The organism is Paenibacillus oleatilyticus (assembly GCF_018998565.1).
GTDB lineage: Bacteria > Bacillota > Bacilli > Paenibacillales > NBRC-103111 > Paenibacillus_G > Paenibacillus_G oleatilyticus.
Genome location: NZ_JAHNZO010000026.1, coordinates 65,932 through 80,126 on the forward strand (window position 1 = coordinate 65,932; position 14,195 = coordinate 80,126).

Consider the following 14,195-nt stretch of genomic DNA (forward strand, 5'->3'; position numbering starts at 1 on the left):
GTTTTACTGCAATTGCTGACTTGCTTTCCCGGGAAGCTCTTCTTTCGTTACTTCCTCGTAGGAGGTCACGCCTTTTCCGTCCTTCACAAACAGGCTGAGATACGCTTTCTCCCGAAGCTGCTTGGGGGCGGAGAACTTAAATGTCTTTTGCTGCCCGTTTTTATCGAAAGCCGGAAGCTCGTATTCATATCTGACCATGATTTCTCCGCTGTCGATTTTATCTTCAAGCTTCTTTCCTTGTCCTTGAATCTGCGTATAATAGACGTCCGCTCCTAAGCGGTTCAGATTGACGTTCTGTAGGAAGAACAAGCCCCCGAGCAAAAGAGCCGCGATGACGATGCAAGAAATGATGATTTTTTTCATAGGTCCTCTCCCGTTCCATGTTATGCGTTCGATTTGGTTACAATTTTGTAGTAGGTGTTGACGGTTAAGAAGTAATAAATGATGTACATGCAGGCGTAAGCGCCTATGCAGATCAAGACGGGAATCACCAGGTTCGTTTGGATGAGTCTTGATAAAGCGGTTAAAGCGACGGCGCAATGCGCAATTCCCGCGATTAACGGCAGGGCGAAGACGAATAAGATTTGTTTGGCGATCGATTTGCGAATTTCTTTTTTGTTCACGCCGATTTTATGCAAAATGACGTAACGGTCCTTGTCCGCGTTGGCTTCCGTAAGCTGTTTAAAGTAAATGATGCTCCCCGTGGCGGCCAGAAAAACCAATCCCAGAAACCCGCCCATAAAAATGATGAGCCCGCTCGATTCCATACCGGCGGCATAATCCGTATAGAAGCTGGAAAAGTGCGCTTCCCGCGGCAGCATGGATTGAATCTCGCTCGTTAGGGACTTCGCGTCGTCTTCGTGCGTCATCTTGTAAGCTTCCAAATTCAGGATGGGGGTTTCTTTCTGCAATTTGGCAAAGACCTCATCGCTGACGACGACGGTCGTATTCGCTGTTCGAAGATTGAGGACGTTGTACCGCTTCAGGCTTGTGAAGGTAACGTTCTCCGCAAGCTCCTTCGCCTTCAAGGACACCGTCGAGCCTACATATTCAGGCGACAGCCCTTCGTAATATCCCGCATCCAGTACGGCCGCTTCTTGTCCTTGCAGCGCCAGCGAATCTTTTCGCTGCTGGAGCTCCGCCAGTTTGTTAAAAGCTGTATTGGAAATGACGGTATAGCTCACGATATCGCTGGAAATTTTACTGTTAAGGCTCGTAATATCTACCTTCATTTGCAGGGCCGGAATGCGCTCATGATACACAACCTCATGCTTCTGATCGCGCGAGATCCGGTCTTGGACTTCACTTGCTATGCGTTGGTCCTCCGCTATAAACATCATGCTGTTCGGATCGGCAAGCGCGACGCTGCTTCGATTGTTGTAATAGAAGCTGTACGCCGTTCCGACGGCCGTCAGTGTCGTCGCGCTCAGGACGGCGATAATCGTTAACGTGCGGGCGTTTCCTTTCATGCGGTACAGAAGCTGGGAGGTGCTGATAATCTGCACGCCGTTCCAAAATCGCTTTTTGTTTTTCCGCGCCATCTTCAGCAGGTACACGATGAAGGTGCTGTACAATAAATACGTGCCAATGATCACGGCGACCACGATCACGAGTGGCGTCACCATGAAGCCCATGTTTCGCCAAGCGGCGGATTCCAATATGTTTTGAAGCGCCAGCCAGTAGCCGATCCCAATGCAGAGTACGGCTAACAGCGCCATCGCCAAGGAGGCTTTCGGCTCCTGCTCCCCTTCTTTGTCCGCCTGGAACAGCTCGATTAATTTGAACCGGTAGATCAATCGGTACCCGTGGAGCGACGTAATGACGGTGATCACGGTGAATACGACGATTGTGTTGATCACCGCTTGCGGCGAAATATGAAAATTCGCCATCGCATCATAGCCCATGACCTTCATCAGAATCGTCACAAACCCTCGGGACAATAACGACCCGAGCAGGATGCCGATCACGAGAGCCAAGAGGCCCATCATCAGGTTTTCGTAGAACAGCATCCGGCCGATTTGCTTCTTCCGCACGCCGAGCAGCGAGTACAGGCCGACTTCTTTTTTACGCTTGCGGGTGAAGAAGGCATTGGAGTACCAGATGAATATGGCGACGAAAATCATCAAGACCGCTGAAGCCCCGGTAAAGGCGGAGCTGATTTTGGGCGACGTGTCCGATGTAGCCAGGATCGTCGAATCGTATTTTAGCGACACGAACGTGAAGTAGATGACGATGCTAAAAATCATCGAAGCGAAGTATAGAAAGTAGTTGGTGAAGTTTTTCCGGATGTTTTTTCCGGCAAGCTGAACTAGCGTCATTTACCGCCCACCTCCAAGCGAAGCGAGGACATCCAATATTTTTTGGAAAAATTCCTGCCGCGATTGCTGCAGCTTATGAATTTCGGCGTACATTTTGCCGTCTTTAATAAACAAGATTCGCTTGCAGAAGCTGGCGGCGAACGCATCGTGCGTCACCATCATGATCGTCGATCGATGCCGTTCGTTGAGCAGGGTCAGACTTTCGAGCAGGCTGGTGGCCGATTTCGAATCCAATGCGCCCGTCGGCTCGTCCGCTAGAATTAAACTCGGATTGGCGACAATGGCGCGCGACGCGGCCGTCCGCTGCTTCTGGCCCCCGGAGATGTGATAGGGGTATTTACCCAGAATGTCCCGGATGCCGAACGTATCGGCGATTTCATGGACGCGCGCTTCGATTTCTTTGGCCGGAACCTTCGACAAGGCGAGCGGCAGCAGGATGTTTTCCTTGACCGTCAGCGTATCGAGAAGGTTATAGTCCTGAAAAATAAAGCCGAGCTGATTGCGGCGGAAGTCCGACAATTGTTCCTCGTTCATTTTGACGATATTTTGACCGGCAATAACGATTTCTCCGGACGACGGGGTATCGATGGTGGACAAAATATTGAGCAAGGTGGATTTCCCCGCCCCCGAAGGCCCCATGATGCCGATAAACTCGCTTTCCTTCACTTCCAGATCGATATCTTCCAGCGCTTTGTATTGGTTTTCCTTCGTACCGTATATTTTTTGAACGTTGCTTGCTTGTAAGATGGTTTTCATGAAGTAATCCTCCTTGTATTCTTACAAGAACGATTATAGTTCGCCGCACCTTACAGCGTTTTAATAGGAACCTTACAGGAACCTTAAAAAAAGTAGGGGGTGGGAAGAGGGGTTGTAAACAAGCTGTGAAGGATTTTTGGTAATTTGTCGAAAATAGTTTATCGTGGAAAACTTCGACAAAAAAGAATAGGCGGGTTAAGAAAAAATGCGGCGATTACCGTTAACGCAAAAGAGGGTGTCCCCAAAGCTATGAAAATGGCTGAGGGGCACCCTTTTTTGTGTCGAAGAAGTAAAAAGATTAATTTAAATGTAAATATTTTACCTTAGAATAATATTCCATTAATCTAATTTTAATATCACGGCGCTAGAATAATCTTGTTTTACAGGAAAAAAAACCAATTGGGCTCAACATCACACAATTCCTACAAGGAGGATTGAATTATGAAACTCTCGCTTCGAGAGCAGGAGAAATTAATGATTGTGGTAGCGGCCGACTTGGCAAGGCGCCGGAAGGGGAGAGGGCTCAAGCTGAATTATCCCGAAGCGATCGCGTTGATCACTTATGAAATTCTGGAAGGAGCGCGGGACGGGAAAACCGTTGCGGAGCTTATGAGAGAGGGCACGAAGGTGCTATCGCGTGAGGATGTTATGGAAGGTGTCCCCGAAATGATCCATGACGTGCAAGTGGAAGCCACATTCCCGGATGGGACGAAGCTTGTAACGGTTCATGAACCGATCAAATAGTTTGATCTGACCATCCATCATGCAGAAGAGAAGGAGAATTGGATATGATCCCAGGGGAATATATTTTGCGGAATGACGACATCGTTTGCAACGCGGGAAAAAAGAGTATCGCCCTCGAGGTGCTTAACACGGGGGATCGTCCGATTCAGGTAGGCTCTCATTACCATTTCTACGAAGTAAACACAGCTCTCGAGTTCGATCGGGAAGCTGCCTTTGGCATGCGGCTCAACATCCCGGCCGGTGCAGCCGTGCGCTTCGAGCCCGGCGATTCAAAAAAGATAGAGCTGATCCCCTTTGCCGGAGAACGCCGTGTGTATGGATTCAATAACAAAACCGAAGGCTCAGTGAACAGATAGACGTACGCGGTCAGCATCGCACAGTTTACAGCAGAAGGATAAGGGAGGAACCATGATGAGTTTCAGTATGTCAAGAAGACAATATGCAGATATGTACGGACCGACAACTGGAGATGCCGTCCGTTTGGCGGATACGGAGCTGTTCATTGAGATCGAAAAAGATTACACACAATACGGGGAAGAAGCCAAATTTGGCGGCGGGAAGTCGGTACGCGACGGCATGGGACAGCATCCGCTGGCCGTGCGCGCAGAAGGGGTTATGGATGTCGTCATCACCAATGCGATTATCGTGGACTATACCGGGATCTATAAAGCGGATATTGGCATCCGCGACGGGAAAATTGCCGGAATCGGCAAAAGCGGCAACCCCTTGGTGATGGATGGTGTGGACCTGATCATCGGCGCAGGGACCGAAATCATTGCCGGCGAGGGCAAAATCGTAACGGCAGGCGGCATCGATACCCATATCCACTTTATTAACCCGATGCAAGTCGAAGCCGCCCTTTCCTCCGGTGTGACTACGCTGATCGGCGGAGGGACAGGCCCTGCCGAGGGCACGAAGGCGACGACGTGTACACCCGGAGAGTGGAACATCTATCGGATGCTCGAAGCTGCAGAAGGTCTCCCGATCAATGTCGGCTTCTTGGGCAAAGGGAACGGATCAGCCGAAGAGCCGCTGGCCGAGCAGGTGCGTGCCGGAGCGATCGGCCTCAAAATCCATGAAGACTGGGGCGCTACGGCCTCGACCATCGATCATGCGCTGCGTGTCGCAGACGAATATGATGTTCAGGTGGCGATCCATACCGATACGCTGAACGAGTTCGGCTTTGTCGAGGATACGATTGCTGCGATTCATGGCCGAGTCATCCATACCTTCCATACGGAAGGCGCCGGAGGAGGACATGCCCCGGATATTATCAAGATGGCGGGCTACGCCAATGTGCTTCCCGCCTCAACCAATCCGACTCGTCCGTTCACGGTCAATACGATCGACGAGCATCTGGATATGCTGATGGTCTGCCATCATCTAAGCCCCAAGGTGCCTGAAGATATCGCCTTCGCCGATTCGCGTATCCGCAGAGAGACGATCGCCGCCGAAGATATTTTGCACGATCTTGGCATTATCAGCATTATGAGCTCCGATTCTCAGGCGATGGGCCGGGTAGCGGAAGTCATTATGCGGACCTGGCAGACCGCCGACAAAATGAAGAAGCAAAGAGGCAAGCTGCCGGGAGATGCCGGCGTTGGCGATAACGAGCGGGTCAAGCGGTACGTAGCCAAATATACAATTAACCCTGCTATTGCTCAGGGGATCGGCAGCTACGTAGGTTCCATCGAAGCAGGTAAAATGGCGGACCTCGTATTCTGGGAACCGGCCTTTTTCGGGGTGAAGCCGGAGATGGTCATGAAGAACGGTATGATCGTCCACAGCCTGATGGGAGACGCTAACGCCTCCATTCCGACGCCGCAGCCGATTTTATACCGCCCCATGTTTGCGTCCTACGGCAAAGCGCTGCAAAGCAGCTCCATCACCTTTGTGTCCCAGGCAGCTTATGAGCTTGGCGTTCATGAAAAGCTGGGCTTGCGAAAAATGGTGCTGCCGGTCCACGGTATTCGCCATATAAGCAAAAAAGATATGAAGCATAACGCTGAAACGCCGGAGATCACGGTGGATGCACAAACGTATGAAGTGCGCGTGGATGGTGAGCTGTTGACCTGCGAGCCCGTTGATGTTGTGCCGATGGCACAGCGCTATTTCCTATTCTGAGGTGAACCCGATGATTATTGAACAAGTGGTAACCCATGTTGATCAGCTAAGCAGCGAAGAGCTGAAGAAGCGTCATATTGAAAAAGTATATCTGGAAAGCAGCGATCTGGTAAAAAGAATCCAACGCGTGACAACCGACCATGGCAAGGAGCTGGGCATTCGGTTGAAAGAAGCGAAAGACCTCGTAGCCGGCGACATTCTGTACATGGATGATCATAACCTCATCATGATCGATGTGGTTCCGGATGATCTTCTTGTCATTCGTCCGCGGACACTGCAGGAGATGGGCGATATTGCCCATAAGCTTGGCAACCGCCATCTGCCGGCTCAATTCGAAGGAGATGGGATGCTGATCCAATACGATTTTTTGGTGGAAGAGCTTCTGCAGGAGCAGGGCATTCCATTTTCCCGCGAGAAGAGGCAGGTCAAGCGGGCATTCCGCCATATCGGCCACAGCCATGGATAAGCAATGGCTCACTTTGCTTCAATGGTGTGATTCGAATTTGCCGACCGGAGCGTTCAGTCATTCCTTCGGACTGGAAACGTATATGCAGGAAGGCAAGGTTACGGACAAACACAGCTTCAAAAAGTGGCTTGAGGTCTATATTCGGGAGCAGCTCATCTACTCAGATGGGCTGGCTTTTCGCCTTGTATCCGAAGCGCTTCAGGCGGGCGAGCCGGAGAAGGTCTGGGAGATTGACCGCATCCTGTTCGCCCAGCTTCTTCCGAGGGAGGTTCGAGAGGCGAGCCAGCGAATGGGGGAGCGGATGCTGAAGCTGGGCAACGATCTGTACCGGTCGCCTTCTCTGGCTGACTACCAGCAGCGGGTCCGGGCCGAACTTTCCTTCGGTCATCCGGCTATTGTGTTCGCTCTGCTGGCAAGGCATTTTGAAATTTCGCCATCCCAGGCGCTGCTGTCTTACTTATTCTCGTGCACGACCAGTTTAATTCAAAATGGCGTTCGAGGCATCCCGCTTGGGCAAACCGACGGGCAGCAGCTCATTCATGAGCTTCAGGATGAACTGATTCAGGCGGTGGACAGAATCGGACAATTAGAGTCGGACGATCTGGGCATCGCCTCTCCGGGCCTTGAATGCTCCCAAATGATCCATGAGCGACTGCACGTGCGATTGTTCATGTCCTAGAGACATCGCTATTTCCATCATACCATCACAGAAAGCAGGGAACGGATATGAAAGCAATCAGAATCGGAATCGGCGGTCCTGTCGGCGCCGGCAAAACCATGCTTGTCGAGAAATTAACCCGGTACATGAGCGATGACATCAGCATGGCTGTCGTCACCAACGATATTTACACCAAGGAAGATGCGAAATTCCTGATGGAAAACGGCGTACTGCCGACAGACCGGATCATTGGCGTGGAGACAGGTGGCTGCCCGCATACCGCAATCCGGGAGGATGCGTCGATGAACTTCGCGGCCATTGATGAGCTGGTGAAGCGGCATCCGGAGGTTCAGCTTATATTCGTGGAAAGCGGCGGCGATAACCTGGCGGCGACGTTCAGCCCCGAGCTGGTAGACTTCTCCGTCTATATTATCGACGTGGCGCAGGGCGAGAAAATTCCACGTAAAGGCGGACAGGGTATGATCAAATCCGATCTGTTCATTATCAATAAGATCGATTTGGCGCCTTATGTCGGCGCAAGCCTGGAAGTGATGGCTAAGGATACCCATACGTTCCGGGGGAACAAGCCGTTTGTATTCACCAATCTGAAGGACAATCAGGGCCTTGATGAAGTCATCCAATGGATCAAGGACAATGCCATGCTGGCAGGCTTGGAATAACCATGGAATGGACGGGATATCTGCGGCTGGCGGTTGCGCCTAAGCAAGGGAAGACCATTGCGACGGATTTGTACTATGAAAATGCATTCAAGCTGACCCGCCCACTGTATCCCGACGAATCCGGACAGCCGCATTACTATATTTTGAATCCGGGCGGCGGATATGTGGACGGTGACCGGTACAAGCTGGATATCGAGCTTGCCGAAGACGCCAGACTATTGCTCACGACCCAATCGTCGACCAAAGTGTACAAGACCCGAAATACGGCGCCGGTTCAGGATATGGAGATCAGGATGAAGAAGGGCAGCTTCCTGGAATATGTACCCGATCCGCTCATTGCTTACCGGCATGCCCAGTACAAGCAAAAGACAACGATTCGGATGGAGCGGGGCTCAACGCTCATCTTCAGTGATATCGTAACACCCGGATGGTCGCCGGATGGCGAACTATTCAGCTACGACAAGCTCAGATTGAAAACGGAAATTTATGTCGACGGTGATCTGGCCGTATACGATCAGGTGAGACTGGCTCCTTCGGAGCATGACCTGACAGGCATTGGTTTACTGGAGGGGTACACTCATTTCGGGTCGCTGATCGTCGTCGGGGAACAGATGACTTCGGATTTTCCGGATCAGCTCTATGAGGCCATGGACGCCGGGACAGCCCCGTGCAGAGTGGGACTGTCCATGCTCCCCGTCCCCGGATTTTCGGTGCGTGTACTCGCTTCGTCCACACAAGATATTGAGCGGTTATTTGCGGCCTGCCAAAGGCTGGTTCGCGAGCAATGGCTGGGGCTTAAGCCTGTGTTTCTCAGAAAATATTAAATTAACGCCTGAGGAGCCGTGAAATGATGCTGCTACGACGTACACTAGCGGGCAAACCCTGGATAAAATATTTTGGGAGCGTTGTGGGCCTTCATATCCTCGGAATGGCATTCCTGCTCGCCGCCCTTCCGCATCATCCGGCCATGCTGGGACTTGGCGTACTAGCCTATACCCTTGGGCTTCGTCATGCCTTTGATGCGGATCATATCGTGGCGATTGATAACACGGTTCGCAAGCTTATTGAGCAGAAGAGGGACCCGGAAGGCGTAGGCTTTTATTTTTCGCTTGGCCACTCGACCGTCGTCCTGTTGTTAACTGTTGGGGTTGTCGTCTCCATGAACTGGGTAAAAAGCAATCTGCCGATGATGGAGCAATGGGGAGGCGTGATCGGCTCAACCGTCTCCGGCCTATTTCTGCTGCTGATCGGGCTCATCAACCTGTTCATTCTGGTGCATATGTACCGGATATTCAGGCAGCTGAAACAGATGCCCGGCCAGGAAGAGAAGCTGGAGGAGCTTCTGGATTCAAGAGGCTTCATAGCTCGCTTGACCGGTCCTCTGTTCAAACTGGTTGGCCGCAGCTGGCATATTTATTTTATTGGCTTCCTGTTTGGCCTGGGCTTCGATACGGCATCGGAGATCGGACTGCTCGCCATGTCCCAGAATGCGGCCAGCAGCTCCATTTCGTGGATCGGCGTCCTGTCGCTGCCGATTTTATTCGCCTCCGGCATGAGTCTGATGGATACGGCGGATGGCGTGTTTATGACGTCCAGCTATCAATGGGCTTTTAACAAGCCGATACGCAAAATGTATTATAACCTGACGGTGACGGCTATGTCCGTTATTGCCGCCCTGTTCGTTGCATTCGTTGAAATTATGCAAACCTCGGCAGAACAGTTCTGTCTGGAGGGCGCTTTCTGGAGCTATATGCAAAATCTGGATCTGGGCTCGGTCGGTTATATCCTCGTCGTCCTCTTCATTCTGACCTGGTCGGTCTCGTATGGAATATGGCGGGTATTCCGAATTGAGGAGAAGTGGGGCTAGAAAGGAGGAATTACTATTCTGAACAGACAGCTTCAGGCTGATGCGCTCAATCTGAAATGGAACCCGGTTCCTTTTGTCCTTGCATCCTTAAAGGGCGTCTCCCAAGTGATCCTGATCGAGAATGCCTGGACAGGCCTTATTATTGTCATCGCCTTGGCGACGGTTCATGTCAAGCTGGGCGTGATCGCCCTTCTATCCGCGATGATCGGCACCTCGGTCGGTTATCTGGGCGGGGCCGACAAGTCGGCCGTCCATCAGGGATTGTTCGGATTTAATGCCGTTCTAACCGGGCTTGGCTTATCCACCTTCCTGACGGCCAATCTCGCCACGATTCTGGGGGCAGCCGCTCTCGGCACGTTATGTACGGCCGCGTTCATGCATTTGTTCAAGCGTACCAACATACCGGTCCTTACCTTCCCGTATACGGTGGTGACTTGGCTCTTCCTGCTGGCATCGTATCATTTGAGTGCGCTCCGGCTTGACCCGGGGCTGATTCCCCAGGATCTTGCCCACTGGCATATGAACACCGCCGGGAAGATCGATCTGGCTTCGGGCTTGCTCAACGGGATTGATCAGGTCTATTTCCAGACGGGCTTCTTGTCCGGAATCCTCATCCTTATTGGCATATTTTTGGCAAATTGGCGCCTGGGGCTATTGGCGGTCTTGGGGACCGCTATCGCCTGGCCGACAGCCTACTTGATGGGAGCGGAAATTACGAATCTGAATCTCGGAATATTTGGGTATAACGCAGTTTTGACGATGATGGCGGTATCCTCTGTGTTCAACGCCAGGAAGCGTCCGGCGCTGCTGGTTGGCCTGCTGGCTGCCGTCAGTACCGTACCCGTGACGGCCGGATTGAATACGTGGTTTCAGTCGTATGGGATGCCGACCTTGACTTTGCCTTTTGTAATAGTGACTTGGATTTTTCTCGGCGCCCGGCAGGTGCTGCCGAAATTATAAAGGGGCCGTAAAGCCCGGCAACAGACACTTGATGCAAAAGGGTGCTGCTGCCGGGCTTTTCCAAGTGCGAATAAAGTAAATAATTGTAAACAAAACCAAAATATATAGGAAAAAGAGCCTATTCTTATTTTCAATCTCCTATGCTATTTTTAATTGGGATAAAAATTATTTATTTGGATTTAATTACATTTATTGGTTCGGGCGTTTCGTAGCCTCGATGGGATAGGGGGCGTTTTAAGGTTGGCACAAACCATAGCGGCGGTAAATCTCAAAGAAGTTACCAAGCGATACGGGTCTGTCACTTCCGTAGAAGGTCTTACCTTACGGATTGAGGAAGGAGAAATTTTCGGCATTCTCGGTCCGAACGGGGCGGGAAAGACGACGACGCTTGAGAGCATCGTCGGCATGAGAAACCCGACCAGCGGAACCATTCGCATTTTTGAATGGGATGCACAGTCGGACCGCAACGCGATCAAAAAAATAATAGGCGTACAGCCCCAGGAGGCCAGTCTTTTGCCTCATTTAACGGTGAAGGAGACCTTAAAGCTATTTTCAAGCTTTTACGGACATGGCCTGGATTACCGCGAACTGATTCCGCTAACCGGTCTGGAAGATAAAGCGGACACCTTGGTCAAAAATTTATCGGGCGGGCAGAAGCAAAGAGTGCTGATTGCCGTTGCTTTAGTTTCCGACCCGAAAATTTTATTTTTAGACGAGCCCACCAGCTCGCTAGACCCCAGAGCAAGACGCGATTTATGGGAGGCGATTTTGGCGTTTCGAAAGAGAAAGCGGACGGTCGTTTTGACTACCCACTCGATGGAAGAAGCCGAAGCGCTGTGCAATCGGGTGGCGATTATGAATCAAGGGAGGATGATCGCCTTAGGCACGCCGGACGAATTAATCCATACCTACTGTACCGAAAAAATCGTTCAGTTCTACACGGAAGACGAGTGCGATCTGAAATGGATCGAATCGTTTCCCGAAATTAGCTCAGCCGCTCAGGACCGCGCTTCCGGCAGGACAAGAGTAGCTTTGGTCTCGACGAATTCGGACGCTACCGTAGCGCGCTTGTGCAGCGGCCAGTTTAATATCGGGAGCTGGACGCATTTGCTGATCAAACGGGGAAATCTGGAGGACGTCTTTTTGGAGCTGACCGGCAAATCTCTGACAGGAGAGGGAGCATGAACAAAGCGAGTATCAAGACGAACTGGAATGCGTTTATCCAGCTGTTTCTTATGAATTATCGGGAATTGGTACGCGATAGGACGACGTTTTTCTTTGTGCTTGTCTTTCCCTTTATGTTTATTGCTCTATTTGCTTTCATTTCTTATCAATCCCAGCCTGCCCCGATCAAGGTAGGGATCGTTATGGCATCCGGAAGCGACGCTAAGGTGCAAAGTCTGACGGAACAGCTTCGGCAGCATGACCGGTTTCAGGCATCGAATGCCGAAGAAGCGGAGCTGACCGCCAAATTTGCGAAGAAAGAGCTGGATGCCGCCGTTGTATTGCCGCGCACGCTGGACGCGCAAGGATCGGTCAGACTGGTCTACGACCGGAATAAAGAAGATCTCGTTCTGATTTTGAAAAGCCTGCTATACGATCAGCTTCATCCGACCGGCGGACCGCAGATGGTAACAGAGCCGATAGGGGATGCAAGGAAGCCGTTCGACATATTGAAGTTTACCTTCCCCTCCGTCTTGATTCTGGCTTTTCTTTCTTTAAGCCTTACGGGAACTTCCGTTCCGATTATTCAAATGAGGCAAAGAGGGAGCTTGCGGTTGTTTGCCCTGACGCCCGTGAATCGGTTTAACCTGGTCGCATCGCAAATTTTGGTCAGGGCCGTCATTGCAATGATTCAAGTGGCGATCATGCTGGTCTACAGTTTTCAAACCGGCATAGTGACCGCGGAGTCCGTGCCCGGAATATTAATGGTCTCCGGTTTTGGGCTGCTGATGTTTTTTTCCTTGGGCTACATGCTCGGAGGAATGCTCCGCTCCCAGGAAGCGGTTAACGGCGTTATCGGACTGATTATGGGGCCTTTAATGATTGTTTGCGGTTTATTTTACCCGCTGGAATGGATGCCTCCTTTGATTAGAACGTTCTCGCAGTACGTGCCCTTAACTTATTTCGGCGACGGCTTAAGGAAATTCGTCAATACCGGGACGGAAGCGATGGCGTCTTTAGTTGTCGATTGCTTGGTGATGACGGCGACGGCAGCGCTGTTTCTGGTCATCGCTCGGTATACTTTTCAGTGGGACGATCGTTCCGACCAAGAAAGAGGCCGTCGTAAGGACGCCCGCAAAAATGCCAAAAAATCGTTCCGGATCGGAGGATGACCATGCATTTTGTCGAAAAGCTGGTTCAACCCATCGGCGGGCTGCTGCAAAACGTAATCTCCCTGCCCCCGCTGCCGGGCGAACCCTCTTATGAAGTGTATAGCGGATTAACGGGAAATATATCCGCCGTGATTCCCACGATGGCTTTTTCCGCCGACGGCGCGGGCAGCGGCTTGACCGGGGAGGAAGCCAGATTAAGAGCGGTTGCCGAAACGCTGGAGCGTTATGCGAGCTGTATCTACGACGAGAAGCAAATGATTTGGGCGACGGGCCGGGAGCTGGAAGGAGAAGCTTTGGATTTGGACCGTATCCCCAGATGCTCGGACTCGGAGCTGCGCCATCCGCGATGTCCGCTGCAAAAGCCGGATAAGAACCTCCCCATCCGATGGGTGCGGGGCCTTTCCTTAACCGACGGGCGCTTGGTTTGGCTGCCGGCGATCATGGTCTATCTCAACTTCGATACGATGAGTGCGGGGGAGAACATATGGCTGCCGATCTCTACCGGCTGTGCGGCCCACCGTACTCTGGAACAGGCGCTGCTAGGCGCCATCTGCGAGGTGATCGAACGCGATGCGATTGCGGTCACTTGGCTGCAGCAACTGGAGCTGCCCAGGCTTCGCCTGGATGCTTATCCGGAATGGGTGCAGCCCTATCTGGACAATTTGAAGCGAAACCGACACGTTCAGCAAATTTTTTTCGATGCCACGACCGACATTGGAATCCCTACGTTTTACAGCGTTCAACTTGCCCCTCACAATAAGCAATTAGCCGCTATGGTTATGTGCTCCACTGAACTCAATCCCTATCACGCATTGACAAAATTAATGAGAGAATCCGCATCATCCCGCATCGCGTTGCAGAACGGAATGAAGCACCCGGAACATCTGGACGATTTTATGAAAGTATACGATGGCGCCACCTATATGGGCAGTCATGAAAGATTATCGGCTTATGACTTTCTGCTCCGGACCCCGGCTAGCAAGAATTTGTCCGGAATTCGCGCGCTGGATACGGGGCATCCGGGAACCGATCTTGCGAATCTGGTGAACCGGCTGAAGTCCAAAGGACACGAGGTGTTTGCGGTAGATCTGACCACGGATGAAGCCAAAAGAGCGGGATTATATGCCGTACGGGTGATTATTCCGACCTTGATGCCCCTGTCGTTCAGCTATCGGGCCCGTTTTTTAGGAACTCCCCGTTTATATGAAGCGCCCAAACTCATGGGGCATGCCGTACGAGGGGAACAAGAACTTAACGCTTGGCCGCAGCCATTTGCGTAAGGAGTG

At 51.6% G+C, this 14,195-nt stretch carries 15 protein-coding genes; 12 read left to right on the forward strand and 3 right to left on the reverse strand.

Annotated elements, in window-relative coordinates:
• Positions 1–3 precede the first annotated feature (3 nt).
• From KQX66_RS27110 to KQX66_RS27120, 3 genes are read right to left on the reverse strand one after another with little or no spacing between them, the layout of a single operon-like run.
• Positions 4–363, reverse strand: a complete 360-nt coding sequence (locus KQX66_RS27110; protein WP_216795996.1) for a YxeA family protein — start codon at positions 361–363, stop codon at positions 4–6.
• Between the two features lie 20 nt (positions 364–383).
• Positions 384–2,318, reverse strand: a complete 1,935-nt coding sequence (locus KQX66_RS27115) for an ABC transporter permease (RefSeq protein WP_216795997.1) — start codon at positions 2,316–2,318, stop codon at positions 384–386.
• Positions 2,319–3,074, reverse strand: coding sequence for an ABC transporter ATP-binding protein (locus tag KQX66_RS27120; protein ID WP_216795998.1), 756 nt, complete (start codon positions 3,072–3,074; stop codon positions 2,319–2,321). It lies immediately after the preceding gene.
• A 441-nt stretch (positions 3,075–3,515) separates the two neighbouring features.
• On the opposite strand from KQX66_RS27120, the gene KQX66_RS27125 reads away from it, so the two are divergent.
• From KQX66_RS27125 to KQX66_RS27180, 12 genes are all read left to right on the forward strand, one after another.
• Positions 3,516–3,818, forward strand: coding sequence for an urease subunit gamma (locus tag KQX66_RS27125; RefSeq protein WP_216795999.1), 303 nt, complete (start codon positions 3,516–3,518; stop codon positions 3,816–3,818).
• 44 nt (positions 3,819–3,862) lie between these two features.
• Positions 3,863–4,174: an urease subunit beta gene (locus KQX66_RS27130; RefSeq protein ID WP_216796000.1), complete on the forward strand. Its 312-nt coding sequence runs from the start codon at positions 3,863–3,865 to the stop codon at positions 4,172–4,174.
• Between the two features lie 55 nt (positions 4,175–4,229).
• Entirely contained in the window at positions 4,230–5,942 is a 1,713-nt protein-coding gene (ureC, locus tag KQX66_RS27135; RefSeq protein WP_216796001.1) for an urease subunit alpha, read from the forward strand.
• Between the two features lie 10 nt (positions 5,943–5,952).
• A complete protein-coding gene (gene ureE / locus KQX66_RS27140) occupies positions 5,953–6,408 on the forward strand; it encodes an urease accessory protein UreE (protein WP_216796002.1) in 456 nt (151 codons plus the stop codon).
• On the forward strand, positions 6,401–7,087 hold the full coding sequence (locus KQX66_RS27145; RefSeq protein WP_216796003.1) for an urease accessory protein UreF: 687 nt from the start codon (positions 6,401–6,403) through the stop codon (positions 7,085–7,087). The genes ureE and KQX66_RS27145 overlap by 8 nt, the downstream gene beginning before the upstream one ends.
• Positions 7,088–7,134: 47 nt before the next feature.
• The gene (gene ureG, locus KQX66_RS27150) at positions 7,135–7,746 is read left to right on the forward strand and encodes an urease accessory protein UreG (protein ID WP_216796004.1); all 612 of its coding nucleotides are present in this window, start codon (positions 7,135–7,137) and stop codon (positions 7,744–7,746) included.
• A gap of 2 nt (positions 7,747–7,748) precedes the next feature.
• The gene (locus KQX66_RS27155) at positions 7,749–8,570 is read left to right on the forward strand and encodes an urease accessory protein UreD (RefSeq protein ID WP_216796005.1); all 822 of its coding nucleotides are present in this window, start codon (positions 7,749–7,751) and stop codon (positions 8,568–8,570) included.
• Between the two features lie 23 nt (positions 8,571–8,593).
• Positions 8,594–9,613, forward strand: coding sequence for a HoxN/HupN/NixA family nickel/cobalt transporter (locus KQX66_RS27160; RefSeq protein WP_216796006.1), 1,020 nt, complete (start codon positions 8,594–8,596; stop codon positions 9,611–9,613).
• Positions 9,614–9,664: 51 nt separating this feature from the next.
• Positions 9,665–10,573, forward strand: a complete 909-nt coding sequence (locus tag KQX66_RS27165; RefSeq protein ID WP_216796039.1) for an urea transporter — start codon at positions 9,665–9,667, stop codon at positions 10,571–10,573.
• Between the two features lie 240 nt (positions 10,574–10,813).
• Positions 10,814–11,758: an ABC transporter ATP-binding protein gene (locus KQX66_RS27170; protein ID WP_054974533.1), complete on the forward strand. Its 945-nt coding sequence runs from the start codon at positions 10,814–10,816 to the stop codon at positions 11,756–11,758.
• Positions 11,755–12,909, forward strand: a complete 1,155-nt coding sequence (locus tag KQX66_RS27175; RefSeq protein ID WP_216796007.1) for an ABC transporter permease — start codon at positions 11,755–11,757, stop codon at positions 12,907–12,909. Before KQX66_RS27170 ends, KQX66_RS27175 begins: the two co-directional genes overlap by 4 nt.
• 2 nt (positions 12,910–12,911) lie before the next feature.
• Positions 12,912–14,189 (forward strand): YcaO-like family protein, encoded by a 1,278-nt coding sequence (locus KQX66_RS27180; protein WP_216796008.1) that lies wholly within the window; start codon positions 12,912–12,914, stop codon positions 14,187–14,189.
• Positions 14,190–14,195: the final 6 nt, after the last annotated feature.